Annotated in this window: 19 protein-coding genes; 16 read left to right on the plus strand and 3 right to left on the minus strand. The window is 65.9% G+C overall.

Going from position 1 to position 19112, the window contains the following annotated elements:
* Window positions 1-84 precede the first annotated feature (84 nt).
* Together CH291_RS19530 and CH291_RS19535 are read left to right on the plus strand one after the other, a co-directional pair.
* Window positions 85-1515: an MFS transporter gene (locus tag CH291_RS19530; protein WP_231911481.1), complete on the plus strand. Its 1431-nt coding sequence runs from the start codon at window positions 85-87 to the stop codon at window positions 1513-1515.
* Window positions 1515-2471: a D-2-hydroxyacid dehydrogenase gene (locus CH291_RS19535; RefSeq protein ID WP_094688403.1), complete on the plus strand. Its 957-nt coding sequence runs from the start codon at window positions 1515-1517 to the stop codon at window positions 2469-2471. The genes CH291_RS19530 and CH291_RS19535 overlap by 1 nt, the downstream gene beginning before the upstream one ends.
* A gap of 4 nt (window positions 2472-2475) precedes the next feature.
* On the opposite strand, the gene CH291_RS19540 is transcribed toward CH291_RS19535, so the two are convergent.
* Window positions 2476-3594: an NADH:flavin oxidoreductase/NADH oxidase gene (locus CH291_RS19540; RefSeq protein WP_179276614.1), complete on the minus strand. Its 1119-nt coding sequence runs from the start codon at window positions 3592-3594 to the stop codon at window positions 2476-2478.
* Between the two features lie 113 nt (window positions 3595-3707).
* Here CH291_RS19540 and CH291_RS19545 point away from each other — a divergent pair, with 113 nt between their 5' ends.
* The 11 genes from CH291_RS19545 to holA all read left to right on the plus strand — a co-directional run bounded on the left by CH291_RS19545 (window position 3708) and on the right by holA (window position 14356).
* Entirely contained in the window at window positions 3708-4985 is a 1278-nt protein-coding gene (locus CH291_RS19545; RefSeq protein WP_094688404.1) for a glutamate-5-semialdehyde dehydrogenase, read from the plus strand.
* Between the two features lie 45 nt (window positions 4986-5030).
* Window positions 5031-5912 (plus strand): AAA family ATPase, encoded by an 882-nt coding sequence (locus CH291_RS19550; RefSeq protein WP_094688405.1) that lies wholly within the window; start codon window positions 5031-5033, stop codon window positions 5910-5912.
* 1 nt (window position 5913) lies between these two features.
* Window positions 5914-7329: a vWA domain-containing protein gene (locus tag CH291_RS19555; protein WP_068052413.1), complete on the plus strand. Its 1416-nt coding sequence runs from the start codon at window positions 5914-5916 to the stop codon at window positions 7327-7329.
* A gap of 107 nt (window positions 7330-7436) precedes the next feature.
* Complete coding sequence (gene nadD, locus CH291_RS19560) at window positions 7437-8150, plus strand: nicotinate-nucleotide adenylyltransferase (RefSeq protein ID WP_068052425.1); 714 nt, start codon at window positions 7437-7439, stop codon at window positions 8148-8150.
* Window positions 8147-8536 carry a ribosome silencing factor gene (gene rsfS, locus CH291_RS19565; RefSeq protein ID WP_032394567.1) on the plus strand — a complete coding sequence of 130 codons (390 nt, stop codon included), beginning with the start codon at window positions 8147-8149 and terminating at the stop codon, window positions 8534-8536. Before nadD ends, rsfS begins: the two co-directional genes overlap by 4 nt.
* Window positions 8533-9186 carry a histidine phosphatase family protein gene (locus tag CH291_RS19570; RefSeq protein ID WP_068052411.1) on the plus strand — a complete coding sequence of 218 codons (654 nt, stop codon included), beginning with the start codon at window positions 8533-8535 and terminating at the stop codon, window positions 9184-9186. The genes rsfS and CH291_RS19570 overlap by 4 nt, the downstream gene beginning before the upstream one ends.
* Window positions 9173-9922, plus strand: a complete 750-nt coding sequence (gene octT, locus CH291_RS19575) for a diglucosylglycerate octanoyltransferase (protein ID WP_068052408.1) — start codon at window positions 9173-9175, stop codon at window positions 9920-9922. Before CH291_RS19570 ends, octT begins: the two co-directional genes overlap by 14 nt.
* The gene (locus CH291_RS19580; protein WP_094640205.1) at window positions 9919-10767 is read left to right on the plus strand and encodes a DegV family protein; all 849 of its coding nucleotides are present in this window, start codon (window positions 9919-9921) and stop codon (window positions 10765-10767) included. The genes octT and CH291_RS19580 overlap by 4 nt, the downstream gene beginning before the upstream one ends.
* Window positions 10768-10875: 108 nt before the next feature.
* The gene (locus CH291_RS19585) at window positions 10876-11742 is read left to right on the plus strand and encodes a helix-hairpin-helix domain-containing protein (RefSeq protein WP_094688406.1); all 867 of its coding nucleotides are present in this window, start codon (window positions 10876-10878) and stop codon (window positions 11740-11742) included.
* Entirely contained in the window at window positions 11739-13331 is a 1593-nt protein-coding gene (locus CH291_RS19590; protein WP_094688407.1) for a ComEC/Rec2 family competence protein, read from the plus strand. Before CH291_RS19585 ends, CH291_RS19590 begins: the two co-directional genes overlap by 4 nt.
* 56 nt (window positions 13332-13387) lie before the next feature.
* Window positions 13388-14356, plus strand: a complete 969-nt coding sequence (holA, locus tag CH291_RS19595) for a DNA polymerase III subunit delta (RefSeq protein ID WP_094688547.1) — start codon at window positions 13388-13390, stop codon at window positions 14354-14356.
* A 74-nt stretch (window positions 14357-14430) separates the two neighbouring features.
* On the opposite strand, the gene rpsT is transcribed toward holA, so the two are convergent.
* Window positions 14431-14691: a 30S ribosomal protein S20 gene (gene rpsT / locus CH291_RS19600; RefSeq protein WP_027497522.1), complete on the minus strand. Its 261-nt coding sequence runs from the start codon at window positions 14689-14691 to the stop codon at window positions 14431-14433.
* 355 nt (window positions 14692-15046) lie between these two features.
* Here rpsT and CH291_RS19605 point away from each other — a divergent pair, with 355 nt between their 5' ends.
* The 3 genes from CH291_RS19605 to CH291_RS19615 are packed head-to-tail and all read left to right on the plus strand — an operon-like array spanning window position 15047 to window position 18423.
* Complete coding sequence (locus tag CH291_RS19605; RefSeq protein ID WP_256980930.1) at window positions 15047-16609, plus strand: circularly permuted type 2 ATP-grasp protein; 1563 nt, start codon at window positions 15047-15049, stop codon at window positions 16607-16609.
* On the plus strand, window positions 16610-17584 hold the full coding sequence (locus tag CH291_RS19610) for an alpha-E domain-containing protein (RefSeq protein ID WP_068052387.1): 975 nt from the start codon (window positions 16610-16612) through the stop codon (window positions 17582-17584).
* Between the two features lie 8 nt (window positions 17585-17592).
* Window positions 17593-18423 carry a transglutaminase family protein gene (locus CH291_RS19615; protein ID WP_094671346.1) on the plus strand — a complete coding sequence of 277 codons (831 nt, stop codon included), beginning with the start codon at window positions 17593-17595 and terminating at the stop codon, window positions 18421-18423.
* A gap of 48 nt (window positions 18424-18471) precedes the next feature.
* Here the strand turns inward: CH291_RS19615 and CH291_RS19620 are convergent, their stop codons facing one another.
* Complete coding sequence (locus tag CH291_RS19620; protein WP_094688549.1) at window positions 18472-19041, minus strand: type II toxin-antitoxin system PemK/MazF family toxin; 570 nt, start codon at window positions 19039-19041, stop codon at window positions 18472-18474.
* Window positions 19042-19112 lie beyond the last annotated feature (71 nt).

Raw genomic sequence — 19112 nt, forward strand, 5'->3', positions numbered from 1 at the left:
GTTCCGCATCGTCGTAATGTCGAACGCTGCGAAGTACCACACCGACGCTCCACTTTGACCACAAAAGCGAGAGGTATTTCGACCGTGACCGAAAAATCAGGGTCGGCAGCATCGCCGACCGGATATCCCCCGAGCACCGACACTCTGAGCCCGGACGAGACCAAGGTTCTCCATCGCGCCATCGGCGGATCCGCGCTCGGTAACGCCGTCGAGTGGTTCGACTACGCGGTGTACGGCTACCTGGCCGTGTACATCGCCGCCAACTTCTTCCCGTCCGAGGACGGGGGAGCAAGCCTGCTCTCCACGTTCGCCGTGCTGGCCGCGTCGTTCATCATTCGCCCCATCGGCGGCATCGTGCTCGGCCCACTCGGAGACCGCATCGGCCGCCAGAAGGTCTTGGTTCTGACCGTCTCGATGATGACGTTGGCGACGGCGACCATCGGCGTGCTGCCGACATTCGACACCATCGGCATCGCCGCACCGCTGCTGCTGCTCGTCTGCCGATTGGTGCAGGGCTTCTCCACCGGTGGTGAATACGGCGGCGCAGCTGTGTTCATGGCCGAATACGCGCCGGACAAGCGCCGCGGATTCTTCGGATCGTTCCTCGAATTCGGCACCCTCGCAGGAACCGTGGGCGGTGCCACGCTGTGCACCCTGCTCAACGTCGCGCTCGGCGACGAAACGATGGAGGCGTGGGGCTGGCGAATCCCGTTCCTGGTGACTCTGCCGCTCGGCATCGTCGCACTGTGGTTGCGTACCCGGCTCGAGGATTCTCCCGTGTTCGCCGAGGCCAAGGAAGACGGCGGTACGGTCGAGGAAGGCGCAGGTGGGGCCATGGCCTCGCTCAAGACCACGATGACGTACTGGCAGCGGATCCTGATCCTGATGGGATTCGTGCTGCTGCTCAACATCGCCTACTACACGGTGCTGACGTTCTTGCCCTCGTATCTCAGCGACACGTTGGGGCACAGTACGACTCAGTCCAACTTCACCCTCGTGGCGATCATGATCATCATGATGGCGATCATCAACCCCATCGGTGCGCTGTCCGACCGAGTGGGCCGAAAGCCGTTGCTGCTGGCGGCCTGCATCGGGTACTTCGTGTTCAGCGTTCCGCTGTTCCTGCTGATCATCAACACCGGACTGATCGGCCAGAGCGTCGGCCTGCTCGGTCTCGGAGTGTTGCTGGTGATCATGTGCTCCTGTGTGTCGTCGACCCTGCCAGCACTGTTCCCGACTCAGGTGCGTTACGGAGCGTTCGCCATCGGATACAACGTCTCGACGGCGCTCTTCGGCGGTACGGCTCCGCTGATCCTGACGTTCCTGATCGACCGAACCGGATCGAACCTGGTTCCGGGTTGGTACATGATGATCGCGGCTGCCATCGCCTTCGTGCCGATTCTGCTGATGCCGGAAACCGCAGGCCGCTCGTTGCGCGGAACCCAGTGCCCCGGCGACAACGACGACGAGGTGGCCGCGTCCGGCGTCGAACTCGTCGGATACAAGAAGAAGTAGTGGCACCTGTTCTCGTCGTTCTGCACGCCGGCGACCTTCCCGACGGTCTCGACTCCGTCGAGGAGGTCGCCGACGTCCGGTACGCCACCGCCGACACCCTCGGTGATGCGGTCGACGGGGCCGACGCGCTGCTGCTGTGGGACTTCTTCTCTCCCGCAGTCCGATCCGCGTGGCCCCGCTGCGGCTCGCTGAAATGGATACACATCGCCGCGGCAGGCGTCGACTCGTTGATGTTCGACGAGTTGGTCGATTCCGATGTGATCGTGACCAATTCGCGGGGCGTATTCGATCGGCCGATCGCGGAGTTCGTGCTGGCGCAGATCCTCGCGTTCGCCAAGGACTCCGAACGTTCTCGCGCACTGCAGCAATCGAAGGTCTGGCAGCATCGCGAGACCGAACGAATCGACGGTGCCCACGCGATGATCGTGGGAACAGGAGCGATCGGTCGGGCCATCGCCACCATGCTCACTGCAGTGGGGATGTCGGTCTCGGGCGTGGGGCGAACACAGCGAGAGGGTGATCGCGATTTCGGAACCGTGTACGCCAGCGGCGATTTGGGTTCCGTGGCAGCCCGAGCCGACTATCTGGTGCTCGTCGCGCCACTCACCGAACAGACGAGGGGAATGGTCGACGACGCGGTGTTGGCCGCGATGAAGCCCGGATCCCGGGTGATCAACGTCGGCCGTGGGGAGTTGCTCGATACCGATGCACTGCTGGCACACCTTGGCACCGGGCACATCGCGGGGGCCGCACTCGATGTGTTCGACACCGAGCCGCTCTCGGCCGACCACCCGTTGTGGACGGCCGAGAACGTCATCATCACCCCGCACATGAGCGGTGATGCCTCGGGGTGGAAGCAGCGGCTCGCGGAGTTGTTCGTGGACAACGCGCTTCGGCATTTTCGAGGCGAACCGCTGCGCAACGTGGTGGACAAGAAGCTCGGGTTCGTGGTGTGAGCCCTCAGTAGGCCCGCTCGTACTGCGGTGCCACGGCCGGGAGCATCTCGACGCCGAGTTCGCGAGCTGCGCGCCGCGGCCAGTACGGATCACGCAGCAGTTCGCGTGCCAGCAGTACAGCCGTTGCCTCGCCCAGCGAGACGATGTCCTCGGCCTGCTTGGGTTCGGTGATCATGCCGACCGCAGCGGCCGGCATCGTGGTCTCGTTCTGGATTCGCCGCGCGAACGGAACCTGGTAACCGGGACCGACCGGGATCGTGGCGTGCACGTTGCCTCCGGTGGAGGTGTCGACCAGATCCACCCCGTGCTCGGTGAGTATCTGCGACAACGCGACAGTCTGATCCGACGTCCAGCTCGGGGCCTCCAATTCGGCTGCATGCTCGCTGTTCTCGGGCTCGTCGAGCCAGTCCGTGGCCGACAGCCGGACGAACAGCGGCAGCTCCTCGGGCCACACCTCACGCACGGCGTCGACGACCTCGATCAGCAGGCGCGTGCGGCCCGCGAAATCTCCGCCGTACGAGTCGGTACGGGTGTTGCTGACGGGAGACAGGAACTGGTGCAGCAGGTATCCGTGCGCCCCGTGCACCTCGGCCACCTGGAAACCCGCCTTCAGTGCACGCTGGGCGGCAGTGCGGAAGTCGTCGACGATCTTCGTGATGTCCTCGGTCGTCGCCTCCCGCGGGCTCGCGTAGTCACCGAACGCAACCTCGCTGGGGCCGACGGTTTCCCAACTTCGGGGGTCCTCGGCCGGCAAGGACTTGCCACCCACCCAGGGAGCATCGGTCGACGCCTTGCGCCCCGCGTGTGCGAGCTGAATGCCCGGGACGGTTCCGAAGGACGAGATCTCGGCGACGATTTTTGCCAATGCATCGGCCTGGGTGTCGTTCCAGATGCCCAGGTCCGACGGGCTGATGCGCCCCTCGGGGCTCACGGCGGCGGCTTCGGTGATGATCAGACCGGCACCGCCGATCGCCCGGCTCACCAGGTGGGTGCGGTGCCAGTCGCCCGCGACGCCGACGTTGTCACCCGCCTCGTCGGCCGAGTACTGGCACATCGGTGCCATCCACACCCGGTTCGGGAAGGTGACGTTGCGCAGGGTCAGGGGCTCGAACAGCACACTCACGAGGGGTTCCTCCGGTCTTCGGGCAGCGCCGACGTTCGGTCGACGATCTTCACGCTGTGCTGCAACGACGCGGCGATGCAGCTTCATTCCCGGCCCCTATTAGTGTGTAGTTCATGACAGCTTCCGTCTCGGCCGAACCGGTGACCAGCACTGCCGACGAGCGAGAGAACGTGCACGCCGCAGCACGCCGAGCGCGCTCCGCATCGCGGGCGCTCGCGCTGCTGACGACCGCAGAGAAGGACGCGGTGCTGCACGCTGCGGCAGATGCCGTCGTAGCTGCCTCGGAGTCGGTACTCGCCGCGAACGCAGTCGACATCGAGAACGCGCGAGCGGCCGGTACCGACGAGGGTCTGCTCGACCGGCTGCGGCTGACCGCGTCGCGCATCGACGGCATCGCGGCGGGACTGCGTCAGGTGGCCGGGTTGCCGGATCCGATCGGTGAGATCATCCGCGGTTCGACGCTGCCCAACGGGCTGGAGATTCGTCAGCTGAGAGTTCCCCTCGGTGTGGTGGGGATGGTCTACGAGGCCCGGCCCAACGTCACCGTCGACGCGTTCGGCCTCGCGTTCAAATCCGGCAACGCGGTGCTGCTCCGCGGTTCGTCGTCGGCGGCGCAGTCCAATGCGGCGTTGGTCGAGGCACTGCAGGGAGCGTTGCGCGGTCACGGTCTGCCCGAGGCCGCGGTGCAACTTCTGGGAAGCGCCGATCGTGCCACGGTCACGCACCTCATTCAGGCTCGCGGCTTGGTCGACGTGGTGATTCCGCGTGGTGGAGCCGGTCTGATCGCGGCGGTCGTGCGCGACGCCACGGTTCCGACCATCGAGACCGGCGTCGGAAACTGCCATGTCTACATCCATGCCTCTGCCGATCCGGAGACGGCCGAGAAGATCGTGCTCAACGCCAAGACTCGGCGAGTCAGCGTCTGCAACGCCGCCGAGACAGTGTTGATCGATGCCGCGATCGCCGAGACCATGGTTCCGCGCTTGCTCCAGGCCTTCCAGATGCACAGCGTCACGGTGCACGGGGATCTGCCCGGGCTCGTGCCCGCGCACGACGAGGACTGGTCGCAGGAGTACCTCTCACTCGACATCGCGCTGAAGGTGGTGGGCGGTATCGACGAGGCGATCGACCACATCGACCGATACGGCACCGGCCACACCGAGGCGATCGTCGCTGCCGACATCGGTGCCGCGCGCGAGTTCACCCAGCGGGTCGACGCGGCGGCGGTGATGGTCAACGCCTCCACGGCGTTCACCGACGGCGAGCAGTTCGGCTTCGGGGCCGAGATCGGCATCTCGACTCAGAAGCTGCACGCGCGTGGACCCATGGGATTGCCCGAATTGACCTCGACCAAGTGGACCGTGTGGGGCGACGGACACGTCCGAGACTGACAACCCTCGAAGTACCGGCCAGACCCGATCATCAGGAGCTGTGACATGGATCGTGCCCTACCGACGACACCCCCGCTGTTCGCCAGCGTGGACGACGTCCAGAGGCGCCTGGCCGAGACGGGCTATCTGGCCGACAAGGCCACTGCCACCTCGGTGTTTCTCGCCGATCGCCTCGGCAAACCGCTGCTGATCGAAGGTCCGGCGGGGGTCGGCAAGACCGAACTGGCCCGTGCCGTCGCGCAGACGACCGGGGCCGAACTGGTGCGGCTGCAGTGCTACGAGGGTGTCGACGAGGCTCGCGCGCTGTACGAGTGGAACCACGCCAAGCAGATTCTGCGCATCCAGTCCGGTACCGCTGCCGACTGGGACTCGACCAAGCTGGACGTGTTCTCCGAGGAGTTCCTGCTTGCACGCCCGCTTCTGCAGGCCATTCGCCGGACCGATCCCACGGTTCTGCTCATCGACGAGACCGACAAGGCCGACGTCGAGATCGAAGGACTGCTGCTCGAGGTACTGAGCGACTTCGCGATCACCATTCCCGAACTCGGCACGATCGTGGCCGAGCGAACGCCGTTCGTGGTGCTCACCTCGAACGCCACTCGTGAACTGTCCGAGGCCCTCAAGCGTCGGTGCCTGTTCCTGCACCTGGACTTCCCGGACACCGACCTCGAGCGTCGGATTCTGGCCAGCAGGGTTCCCGACCTACCCGAGGCGATCGCCGAGCAGATGATCAAGACCGTGCGGGTTCTGCGCGCGATGCAGCTCAAGAAGTTGCCCTCGGTGGCCGAGACCATCGACTGGGGACGCACACTGTTGGCGCTCGGTATGGACACCCTCGACGACGATGCGGTTCGCTCCACACTCGGTGTGGTGCTCAAGCATCAGTCGGACCAGGTTCGCGCGGCAGCCGAACTCCGGCTCAACTGACATGCAGGCCCCACACGGAATTCCCGGTCACCTCGTCGGTTTCGTCGACGCACTGCGTCGGCGTGGAATTTCGGTCGGGCCGTCGGAGACGGTCGATGCCGGACGCGTCCTGTCGGTTCTCGATCTGCTCGATCGGGAGGCCGTGCGCGAGGGTCTGGCCTGTGCACTGCTGCGCCGTCCGACGCATCGCGGAGTGTTCGACGCCCTGTTCGACCTGTGGTTTCCGGTGGCATCGGGCACCAGGGACTCGGGGCAGATCGATACCGCGCTGCCCCGCACCGATGCCGGCGACGTCGACATCGATGCCCTCCGCGAGCTGTTGGTCGATCTGCTCTCGGACGATTCGGCCGAGGCCGCCGAGCTGACCCAGATGCTGGCGGCGCAGATGGTCGAGGAACTCGGACAGTACAAGTCCTCGAACGGGCCGTCGTTCTCGGCATATCAGGCGCTACGCGACGTTGCGCCGGAAACGTTGCTGCGCAAGATTCTCGACGGATTGCTCGGGCGCAGCGACGACGCACCCGATCGCCCCACCGACGACTACGAGTCCGAGGTTGCCAAACGCACTGCAGCGCAACGCATCGCAGACCTGCGCAAGATGATCGAGAGCGAGACGAGGCGTCGCTCGGCAGAAAAGCTGGGCCGTGAGCGAGTGGCGAGCTACGGGGTACCCAAGCTCGCGGAGGAAGTCGATTTCCTGCGGGCCTCGGATACGGAGATGGCGGCGCTGCGACGCAACGTCACCCCTCTCGCCCGGTTGTTGGCATCGCGACTTGCGGTGCGGCGCAGCCGAAGCAGGCACGGCTCGATCGATCTGCGGCGTACGCTGCGCAAGTCGATGTCCACCGGCGGTATTCCGATCGACCTGGTCGAGCGCAAGCCGCGGCGAGCGCGCCCCGAACTGGTTGTGTTGTGCGATGTCTCGGGCTCGGTGGCAGGATTCAGTAATTTCACGCTGCTGTTGGTGCATGCACTGCGAGAGCAGTTCTCGCGCGTGCGCATCTTCGCATTCATCGACTCCACCGACGAGGTGACGCGATTCTTCGATTCCGGTGCCGACCTCGGAGCCGCCATGAGTCGCATCGTTCGCGAGTCCGATCTGGTGACGTACGACGGCCACTCGGACTACGGCCATGCACTGACGACATTCGACGAGAAGTACGCGCACGCGGTCACCAGTCGCAGCTCGGTGCTGATTCTCGGGGACGCCCGCACCAACTACCGCGAACCGAAGCTGCCGGCGTTGGCGCACATCGTGTCGGTGGCCAAGCATGCGTACTGGCTCAATCCCGAACCGAAATCGCAGTGGGGTTCCGGCGATTCGGCTGCCAAGGTGTACTCAGACGTGATCGCGATGCACGAGTGCCGATCGGCTCAGCAGCTCGCCACCGTGGTCTCGCGTTTGCTGCCGGTGTGAGGCGTGTGACGGCAGGCGGCACCCCGGCCGTAGAATCGGCTGTTGTGCAGCGCGAATTCGACCCCGGCGACGACACCGGTAGGCAGTCCGTCCGCCGTTTGGGCGTGATGGGCGGCACCTTCGACCCGATTCACCACGGGCACCTCGTCGCGGCCAGCGAAGTGGCGAACAAGTTCCGTCTGGACGAGGTCATCTTCGTCCCCACCGGAAACCCGTGGCAGAAGGAAGGCAAGACGGTCAGCCCGGCAGAGGATCGCTACCTGATGACGGTCATCGCGACCGCGTCCAATCCGCGTTTCTCGGTCAGTCGGGTGGACGTCGATCGGGAGAAGTCGACCTACACCGTCGACACCCTGCGCGATCTGCGGTCGCAGCATCCCAACGCCGAGCTGTACTTCATCACCGGGGCGGATGCGCTCGAGTCGATACTCACGTGGCAGAACTGGGAGGAGTTGTTCGAGCTCGCCAAGTTCGTCGGTGTCTCGCGTCCCGGGTTCGAGCTCGGCGTCGAACATCTCGCCAATCACCTTCGGTCGTTGCCCGCGGACACTCTCACATTGATGGAAATCCCTGCACTCGCGATATCGTCGACGGACTGTCGACTTCGAGCCGGTGAGAATCGGCCCGTCTGGTACCTGGTACCGGACGGCGTCGTGCAATACATCTCGAAGAGGAATCTCTACAGACCACGAGGCGCTCAGCGTCTCGACGGATCCGTCACCATGTCGGAACCAGCGCCCCAGAAGAAGCAACCGGCAGGGTCGGTCACCAGCGCAATGACCGCGAACCCGAGCCATACGAGTGGGAGTACACCGAAGTGACTGCAACAGCCGAAGCCGCCGAAATGGCGCGTATCGCCGCGCTCGCAGCCGACGACAAACTGGCCGGCGACGTGGTGATTCTCGACGTCTCCGATCAGCTCTACATCACCGATTGCTTCGTCATCGCCTCGGCACCGAACGAGCGTCAGGTCAACGCGATCGTGGAGAACATCGAGGATCAGCTCCGTGAGGCCGGACACAAGCCGGTCCGTCGCGAGGGCACCAGGGAGGGCCGTTGGGCACTGCTGGACTACTCCGACATCGTCGTGCACGTCCAGCACAACGAAGAGCGCAACTTCTACGCGCTCGAGCGGTTGTGGAAGGACTGCCCGACGATCGAGGTTCCCGGTCTCGGACAGCATCCGGCTCCGGAATCGGAGCAATGATCAGACGGCTCATCCTGCTTCGGCACGGTCAGACGGAATACAACGCCACCGACCGCATGCAGGGTCAGCTCGACACCGATCTGTCCGAACTCGGCCGCAGCCAGGCGAAGACGGCCGCCGCCGAGCTCGCGACGCGTGAGCCGATCAAGATCGTCTCCTCGGATCTGCGGCGAGCTCTCGACACCGCGAACGCGCTCGGAGATGCAGCCGGTGTCGCGGTCTCGGTGGACGAGCGTCTGCGCGAAACTCACCTCGGTCAGTGGCAGGGACTCACCCACACCGAGGTCGACGACATCGCCCCCGGTGCGCGACCGGCCTGGCGCGCCGACGCCACCGTCGCCCCGCCCGGTGGGGAGAGCCGCATCGACGTCGCGCGACGCAGCGTGCCGCTGGTTCGTGAACTCACAGCAGGCGTGCCCGAGTGGGGTGCCGACGGCAGCGAGCGACCGCTCGTCCTCGTCGCGCACGGAGGTCTGATCGCGGCACTGACCGCCGCGTTGCTCGATCTGCCGACCGATCGCTGGCCGGTGCTCGGTGGCCTCGCGAACACCAGCTGGGTGCAACTCGGTGCGCACGGGCCCGGGGAGAATCCGTCCTGGCGACTGGACGTGTGGAACGCCTCGGCGCGAGTGGCCAGTGACGTCCTCTGACACGGCGGCGCAGCCCGCGCTGCTCGTGCTCGCGGACTCGCTGAGCTACTACGGACCCGAGGGCGGACTGCCCGTCGACGATCCGCGGCTCTGGCCCAATCTCGTTGCAGCGGAACTCGGTTGGACGGTCGAGTTGGTTGCGCGCATCGGCTGGACGAGTCGGGACGCGTGGTGGGCTCTGACCCAGGATCCGCGGGTGTGGGCAGCCATTCCCCGTGCCGGTGCCGTCGTACTCGGAATCGGCGGCATGGATTCACTCCCGTCGCCGTTGCCGACTGCGCTCCGGGAACAGATCAGATACGTCCGACCGCCTGCCCTTCGGCGCGTGGTTCGCGCGGGATACCAAGCGGTGCAACCTGTTCTGTCGCATCTCGGTTGGCCCGTGGCGCTGCCGCCGCGGCTCAGCGTCGAGTATCTGGAACAGACCCGCGCGGCACTGGCGTACGTGCGCCCCGAACTTCCGGTCATCGGTACCTATCCGTCGGTGCACCGCTGCGATGCTTACGGCAAGGTGCACTCGGGTCGCGAACCCGCCGTACGCGCACTGCGCGCATGGAGCGTGGACAACAACGTCCCCATGGTCGACCTCGCCGACGCCGTCCGACCGAACATCGAGTCCGAGAACGCGAACCCCGACGGCATCCACTGGGGGTGGGACGCTCATGTCGCGGTCGCCGAGGCGATGCTGGAGGTGCTGCGACCCGTCGCCGCCGGATCGGTGACCGGATCGCCATGACCGTCGCCGTCGTCACCGACTCCTCGTCCTGTCTGCCGGCCACACTCGCCGCCGAACGCGGCATCGCGTTGGTGCCACTGCACGTGCTGGTCGACGGAATCGACCATCGCGAAGGCGTCGACGACATTCCCGAGCAGTCCACCTCGGGCAAGCCCGTGACCACAGCGGGGGCTTCCCCGGGCGAGCTGACCGAGATCTATGCCGCGGCTCTCGAACGCAGTCGAGGTGCCGGTGTGGTGGCCCTGCACATCTCCCGGGGACTGTCGAGCACGTGGGAGGCAGCACGCCAGGCCGCAGATCACGTGGGCTCGGCCGTCCGAGTCGTCGATTCCGCCTCGGCGGGCATGGGACTGGGCTTCGCGGTGCTTGCTGCGGCAGCCACTGCCGCCGGGGGAGCAGAACTGGACGAGGTGTACCGCGACGCCGTCGCCGCGTCGACGACCTCGCGATGCTTCATCGTCGTCGATCGACTGGACCACCTGCGACGTGGAGGCAGAATCGGTGCCGCCGCGGCGTTGCTCGGCACTGCGCTGGCCATGAAGCCGGTACTGCACATCAGCGACGGCAAACTCGTGTTGAAGGAGAAGGCGCGCACCTCGTCCAAGGCTTTGAACAAGCTGGTCGACGCAGCCGTCGCTGCCGCGACCGAGGTCGGTGACGAATCGGGGGTTGCGCTCGCGGTGCACCACATGCAGTGCCCGGAGCGAGCCGAGGACGTAGCCGCGATGCTGGCCTCCCGAATTCCGCACTCGACCAGCATCGACGTCTACCCCTTCGGTGCCGTTCTCGGCGCTCACGTCGGCCCCGGCGCGGTCGGTGTCGTCGTGGCTCCGGGACGCCGATAACCGGGCTTAGCCCTCGGTTCATCCACAGCCTCCGGGTTGTACACAGGGCAATCGGCGACCTGTAATCACCGGGGAGTGAACCGATCGCGGGCACTAGCGTCCTCGAGCATGGGCGGCAACGACGATCGGGCACACACGGTGGCGCGATTGAACTCCGTGCGCAGACAACACGATTCCGACCGCGATCGCGTCGCGCCCGAGGATCCGCGACCCGACGCCGGATCTACCGACCCGGATTGGCTGCTGCCGCAAGCGGAACGATCAGGCACCCCGTGGTCGGCCTTGCTGCCGTCGCGATGGCGATCCGCCCGCGTCGACCCCGGGAAACCGGGGGCAGTGGCGATGGCGGCGGCCGGGGTGTTCGTCGTGCTGGTGGCGGGATTCGCGGTGCTTCGAGACGCACCGACTCCGGCACCTGCGCCGCCGCTTGCCGTGGTCGCGCCCGGCACGGCTGATGCCGACGACGTTGTCGATCCAGAGCCGAGCGCCGACGCCGAACTCGTGGTGAGCGTCGTCGGGCTCGTGACGAGCCCCGGATTGGTTCGGCTGCAACCGGGTTCGCGAGTCGCCGACGCGCTGGCTGCGGCAGGCGGCTCAGTGGAGGGTGCCGACCTGCTGGCGCTGAACATGGCCGCGCGAGTCGCCGACGGTGATCAGATCGTCGTCGGAGCAGTGCCGCCGGATGCCCCTCCACCGGTCAGCAGTACGACTTCCGGGATCGGCACACCGGCAGACTGTAGTAGCGGCGCACCGGTCGGTGGCGGAGGTTCCACGCCCGGCGGGACGGTGGACCTCAATGCCGCGACCGTCGCAGAGCTGGACGCGTTGCCCGGGGTCGGGCCGGTCACCGCGACTTCGATCGTCGGTTGGCGAGAGACCAACGGCCGCTTCGCAACCGTGGATCAGCTGTCCGAGGTGGACGGGATCGGGCCCGGCCGACTGGCGAAGATCCGAGACCTGGTGCACGTCGGATGAACACCGATACCGCGTCGACCGGTGCGGAGCAGACCGAGGATCGTCAGCCATTCGATGTGCGACTGGTCCCGGCCGCTGCGGTGTGCTGGTCGATCACCGCGATCGGAATTCTCGGAGGCCCGGGTGCTGCTCTCGCTGCTACCGCGTCGGCGGTTGCGGTGGTGCTGCTCGTCGCAGTATCCCTGCACCGGTTGTCGATTCGGCGCGCCTTGCCTGGTTCGAGTCGGTTCGGTGCGGCCGCGGTGATCGGGCTGGCGCTGTGCTTCGGGGGAGCGATCTGGCTTCAGGTGAGTTCGTTGGCCGAACATCCTGTCGCTGCGGCGGCGGAGAACCGAGCGTGGGTCACCGCGTCGGTGCGGTTGGAGGAGGACCCACGCCGGCTGTTGTCGGCGGGGCCCTCGATGGTGATGGTGAACGCCGAGATGACTCGCGTGGACGTCGGCGGTGAGGCTCTGTACGTCGGTGGGCGGGTGTCGATCATCGCCCCGGAGTCGAGTTGGTCGGCACTGCTGCCGGGCCAGGAGGTCACCGTGCGGGGCCGGCTCGGCGTGCCGATCAGACCGGACATGAGTGTGGCCGTCATCCGCACGTCGGGTGCACCCGTCACAGTGACCGAGCCCGGGGCGATCTCCGCTACCGCGGGCACGTTCCGGTCGAATCTGGCAGCGGTAGCGCAGAATTCGATGCCACCGGATCGTGCAGGTCTGTTACCCGGGCTCGTGGTCGGAGACGTCTCGCGGCTGGACGAGACGGTGGCCGAGAACTTCCGGGCGGCAGGCCTGACGCATTTGACGGCTGTGTCCGGCGCAAATTTTTCCATCGTGATCGGCGCGGTTCTGTTGGTGTTGCGGGGTATCGGAATCGGGCCCCGTGCGACGGTCGCGGTGGCGTTCGTCGTGCTCGTTGCGTTCGTGATCGTGGCCAGGCCGTCGCCGAGTGTGTTGCGTGCCGCAATCATGGGGTCGATCGGCCTGCTGGCCCTCGTCACCGGCAGACGACGGCAGGCGGTACCGGCGCTGTGCGGAGCCGTGTTGGGTTTGCTCGCGTGGTGGCCGAGATTGGCGGTGGATGTCGGATTCGTGCTGTCGGTGTTCGCCACCGCAGGGCTCGTGCTCGTCGCGCCGATCTGGGTCGATTGGCTTCGGGCGCGCGGCTGGCCCAGAGCGGCAGCGGAGGTGGTGGCCGTAGCCGCGGCGGCGCACGCGGTGACGGCACCGGTGGTTGCGGCCATGGCCGGAACGTTCAGCGTGGTGGGAGTGGCGGCGAATGTGTTGGTGGCACCTGTCGTCGCTCCGATCACGGTGGTGGGGATCGTCACAGCGGTGATCGCTGCCGTCAGCGGCTCGCTGGCGGAACTGGTCGCGCAGCTGGCGTCCGCTCCGCTGTGGTGGTTGATCACGGTGGCGGAGCGGGCCGCGTCGGTGCCGGGCGCGGGCATCGTCGTCCCCGACGGCGTCGAGGGTGCAGCACTGGCGGCGTTCTCGACGGTCGCGGTGCTGACGGCGTTGCGTTTGACCGTGTTTCGTTGGCTGGCCGCGGCGGTGGCGATAACGGCCTTGGCGATGTGGACGGCACACGTTCTGTGGTGATCGCTCGGACGAAGCGGATGCCGAGTGTGTCGGCCGCGCATGGCACGATCATGGTCGTGACTTCGAGTGTGGCTCCTCTGCATCTGGTTCTCGGCGACGAGGAACTTCTGATGGATCGCGCGGTGGCCGCGATCGTGGCTCAGGTGCGTGCGAGTGCTGCGATACCGGGGGAGGACCTGCCGGTCACGCGGTTGCGCACCGGCGATGCCAGCGCTCCGGAGCTCGCCGAACTGCTCAGTCCCTCGCTGTTCGCCGAGGACCGTGTTCTCGTGCTCGAGGCCGCCGCCGAGGCAGGCAAGGACGCCGCCGCGCTGGTACTCGACGCGGCTACCGATCCGCCCGAGGGTGCTGTGGTGGTGGTCATGCACTCCGGCGGCGGCCGGGCCAAGGCGATGGTCGGAGCGCTGCAGAAATGCGGCGCACAGGTGCACGAGTGCGCCAAGCTCACCAAGCCCGCCGAACGCATCGACTTCGTGCGCGGAGAGTTCCGTACCGCCGATGTCCGGGTGAGCGGCGACGTGATCGAGGCGGTGGTCGAGTCCGTCGGCAACGAACTTCGCGAATTGGCTTCGGCCTGTTCGCAGTTGGTCTCCGATACCGGGGGCAAGGTCGACCTCGCCGCGGTGCGTCGGTACTACTCCGGCAAGGCCGAGGTCTCCGGATTCGACGTCGCGGACAAAGCGGTGATCGGTGACCGAGCCGGCGCTCTGGAGGCTCTGCGCTGGGCGATGCACCGGGGCGTGGCGCACGTGCTGCTCGCCGACGCGTTGGCCGATGCCGTCCGCACCATTGCGCTGGTGGGTTCGGCGGGTCGCGGCGACCCGTTCCGAATGGCAGGGGAGCTGGGGATGCCGCCGTGGAAGATCAAGAAGGCGCAGGGTCAGGCGCGCGGCTGGAACGGTCGATCCATCGCCCGGGCGCTGCGCGTGGTGGCGCAGCTCAATGCAGACGTCAAAGGTCAAGCAGCGGACGCGGACTACGCGGTGGAGAAAGCGGTGGCCGAGGTCGCATCACTGGGTGGGTAGCGTCGGCAGAGAGCACGAAAAAGCCCGCTGCATCCTGGTCGGATGCGGCGGGCTCGATCGAGCTCAGTGATGGATCAGAGCTTGTTGACTGCGAGAGCCAGTGCCGACTTCTTGTTGGCGGCCTGGTTCTTGTGGATGACGCCCTTGCTGGCGGCCTTGTCGAGCTTGCGGCCTGCATCGAGAAGAATCTCGGAAGCCTTGTCCTTGTCGCCCGCAGCCTGTGCCTCGCGGAACGAGCGGATGACGGTACGAAGCGAGGACTTCACCGACTGGTTGCGCAGGCGTGCACGCTCGTTGGTGAGAATCCGCTTCTTCTGGGACTTGATATTGGCCACGCGTAAAATCCTTGTCGTCTTCGTCGGTATTCCGGTCAGGGCGATCCATGCTGGAATGCCCGAAGTCTGCTGCTGAGCGTTGGAGCCCTGCGCCGAAGATCGAGAATACCAGTACGGTCGGCCAGAACCCAATCCGGAGTGGGGTGACGATGCGTTTCAAGAAATTAACGCTTCTACCGCGCCTAACTCCTGTCTCTGTAGCAACATGGCCAGAATGAGTCCGCGATCGGCAACGCATGCCGCCACCAAGGCCAAAGCGACCAGAACCAAGACAGCGGATCGCGTCGAACCCGAGCTCGACGGGGTGTTCGGGGGATACTCCGACGTCGGTAAGTACAGTCTCGCCTTCGACGAGATGTTCGACGCGGACGGGCGCACCCGAACTCCGTACAAGGGCATCCACACCGCACTCGCCCCGGCGAACGCAGTGGACCTGGACGCGAGATCCGACGCGCTGGGACGCGCCTTCATCGACCAGGGCATCACGTTCTCCCTGTCGGGCCAGGAACGCCCGTTCCCGCTCGACCAGGTTCCCCGCGTCATCGCCGCAGGTGAATGGTCACGACTCGAGCGCGGCATCAAGCAGCGCGTCAAAGCCCTCGAGATGTTCCTGGCCGACATCTACGGCGACCAGGAAATCCTGCGCGACGGCGTGGTACCGAAGCGGCTGGTGACCTCCTGCGAGCACTTCCACCGCGAAGCGGTCGGCATCACACCGCCCAACGGTGTGCGCATCCACGTCGCCGGCATCGACCTGGTTCGTGACGCCCAGGGCACCTTCCGAGTGCTCGAGGACAACTTGCGGTCTCCGTCTGGCGTGTCCTACGTCATGGAGAACCGGCGCACGATGGCCCGGGTGTTCCCCGACCTGTTCGCCAGCCATCGAGTCCGCGCCGTCGGCGATTACGCCTCGCACCTGCTGCGGGCACTGCGCGCATCGGCCGCCCTCAACGAGGCCGATCCGACCGTGGTGGTTCTCACTCCCGGCGTGGCCAACTCGGCGTACTTCGAGCACTCGCTGCTCGCGCGACTGATGGGCGTCGAGCTCGTCGAGGGACGTGACCTGTTCTGCCGAGACAACATCGTCTACATGCGCACCACCGAGGGGGAGCGTCAGGTCGACGTCATCTATCGGCGTATCGACGACGACTACCTCGACCCCATGCAGTTCCGGCCCGACTCGGTGCTGGGAGTGGCAGGTCTGGTCAATGCCGCCCGCGCTGGCAACGTCGTCATCTCGAGTGCCGTCGGAAACGGCGTCGGCGACGACAAGCTCGTCTACACCTATGTTCCGACGATCATCGATTACTACATGGGCGAGAAGCCGTTGCTGGCCAACGTCGACACGTTCCGGTGCTGGCTCGACGACGAGTGCGAGGAAGTCCTCGACCGCATCGACGAACTGGTCATCAAGCCGGTGGAAGGTTCGGGCGGCTACGGCATCGTCTTCGGACCCGACGCCTCGCCGAAGGAACTCGCCACCATCAGCAAGAAGGTTCGCGCAGATCCGCGCGGTTGGATCGCCCAACCCGTCGTGCAGCTCTCGACGGTGCCGACCAAGATCGGTGACCGATTGGTACCCCGCCACGTCGACCTGCGGCCGTTCGCCGTCAACGACGGCGACGACGTCTGGGTGTTGCCGGGCGGCCTGACCCGGGTCGCGCTGCCGGAGGGATCCCTGGTGGTCAACTCCAGCCAGGGCGGTGGCAGCAAGGACACCTGGGTGCTCGCCACCCGAACCTCTCAGGAGGAGCAGGAACTGGCCGGCGAGGAGATCGTCAGCGTTCCGCCGGAGTCACCGATGGCCGAACAGGGCCCGGAGCTGACGATGGACCAGCAGATGAATCAGCAGCAACAGCAGCAACAGCAGCAACAACAGCAGGCAACGAACTCGGACTCGAACGGCGGTGGACAGTAAATGCTCGCGCGCAACGCAGAGTCGCTCTACTGGATCGGACGGTACGTGGAGAGAGCGGACGACACTGCCCGCATTCTCGACGTCACCGTCCACCAGCTACTCGAAGACGCCACGGTCGATCCCGACCACACTTCGCGCGTGTTGTTGCGAGTACTCGGGTTCAAGCACGAGCCCGATGTCTCGCTCGACGTGTGGTCGCTGACCGAGGTCGTCGCCTTCAGCCGCGACGGATTGGGTTCGATCGTGGACTCGCTGTCGAGTGCCCGTGAGAACGCCCGTGGTGCGCGTGAAGTGACGTCCAGTGAGATGTGGGAATGCTTGAACACCACGTACAACGGGCTCAACGAGCGCATCAAGGCGTCCAAGCGCACCGGCCCAGCCGAGTTCTTCAGCTACATCGAGGAGCGCGCCGCGATGTTCGCCGGTCTCGCGGACTCCACCCTCAGTCACGACGACGGCTATCGCTTCCTCCTGCTCGGTCGCTCGGTCGAGCGCATCGACATGATCGTGCGGTTGTTGCTCTCGCGAGCCGGTGACCGGCCGTCGTCGCCGGCGTGGGTCACCGTGCTTCGCTCCGCCGGTGCACACGACACCTACCTGCGCACCTACCGCGGCGCGCTCGACGCGCAGCGAGTTCTCGAATTCATGTTGTTGGACAGGCTCTTTCCGCGATCGGTGTTCTACGCACTCAACGAGGCAGAACGTTCGCTCGATCAGCTCGACCATCAGCCCAACAGTCGAGTCGGTGCGCGCGCCGAGGCTCAGCGCCTACTCGGTCGCGCTCGTAGCGAACTCGAATTCCTCCGTCCCGGTGAAATTCTCGACGATCTGCAGGAGCGCTTGCTCTCGCTGCAGGAAACCTGCCGTGAACTCGGTGATGCGATCTCCAAGCAGTATTTCCACGCCGCCCCGTGGGTCGCGTGGACCGATGCCGGCTCCGGAACATTCGAAGATCAATTGGAAGGTGAACTGTGAGCTGGCGTATGCGTGTCGTGCACACCACGGGCTATCAGTACGACGCACCGGTGACGTCGTCGTACAACGAGGCTCGGTTGACGCCGCGAAGTGACAATCGGCAGAACGTGATTCTGAACCGAGTCGAGACCAACCCGGTGACGCGTTCCTACCGCTACACCGACTACTGGGGCACAGCGGTGACGGCGTTCGATCTGCACGCACCGCACACCGAGCTGGAGGTCACCGGATCGTCGGTGGTCGAGACCGATCCCTTCGTCTACCCGGACGAGAACGCCTCCTGGGAGGAACTCGCGAGCGAGCCGGTCATCGACCGTTTCAACGAGGTCCTCGACAACACCGAATACGTGCCGAAGAACAGGCAACTCGCATCGGTGGCGAAGAAGCTGTCGAAGGGCCTACCGCCACAGGAATCGGTGGTGGAGATCTCCAACTGGGTCAACCAGGAGATGTCCTACGTGCCGGGAACCACCGGCGTGCACACCTCGGCCGTGGAAGCGTGGTCGGAAAAGAAGGGCGTCTGTCAGGACTACGCCCACCTGACGCTGCTGATGCTGCGCAGCATCGGTATCCCCAGCCGGTACGTCTCGGGTTACCTGCATCCCAAGAAACAGGCCGCGATCGGTGCGACGGTGGAGGGTCAGAGCCACGCGTGGATCGAGGCCTGGACCGGTGCGTGGTGGGGCTACGACCCGACCAACGCCATCGCCGTCAACGAGCAGCACGTGTCGGTCGGACTCGGCCGCGACTACGCCGACGTGCCGCCGCTCAAGGGCATCTTCTCCGGCGGCGGTTCGACGGCCCTCGACGTGGTCGTGGAGATCACCCGGTTGGCGTGAGCCTGGTACGCGTTGTGCGCCCGTTCGTGGGCGCACAACGCGCACCCATCAGTTCCAGCCGAAGTCGCGGCGCAATCTCTGTGCGACGGAATCGAATTGGGGCTTGCTCAGAATCGCACCCTCGCGTCGGATGCCGTCCTCGGGCACGTCGAGCACTCGATCCAGACGAATCCAGCTCGGTCGGCCTTCGGCGTCCCACGGACCGGACCCGATCGACTGCCAGTCACGGTCTCCGTCGCGGCTGCTCTGACTCGACAACATCAGGCCGAGCAGATCGTTGCCCTCGCGGCCGATGACCAACACCGGGCGGTCCTTGCCCTGGCTGGCGTCCTCCTCGTAGGTGACCCAGGTCCAGACGATTTCGCCGGGGTCGGCCTTGCCGTCCAGGTCGGGGGAGTACTCGATGCTGCGGGCGCGTTGCGCCGTGGGCCTTGTCTGCGACGCCACCGGTCGCCCCGGACGAGGAGTCGGAGCAGACGTGCGTGTGGCCGTCCCGCTGATCGCGTCCTTGCCCTTCTGCAGGGCTCCGGACTTCTGTAATTGACGCAGCAGTCGGGGACCCTCGCGCATCGCGATCTTGCTCAGTTCCTTGCCGAATCTGCTCCAGTTGCCAGCCATGCGGCGAGTGTAGCGATGCAGACTCTGCTGCTCATCGCCCGAACCGCGGCGACGAGAACACCCGAGTCGGA

Source organism: Rhodococcus sp. 14-1411-2a (genome assembly GCF_002259485.1).
Classification (GTDB): Bacteria; Actinomycetota; Actinomycetes; order Mycobacteriales; family Mycobacteriaceae; genus Rhodococcoides.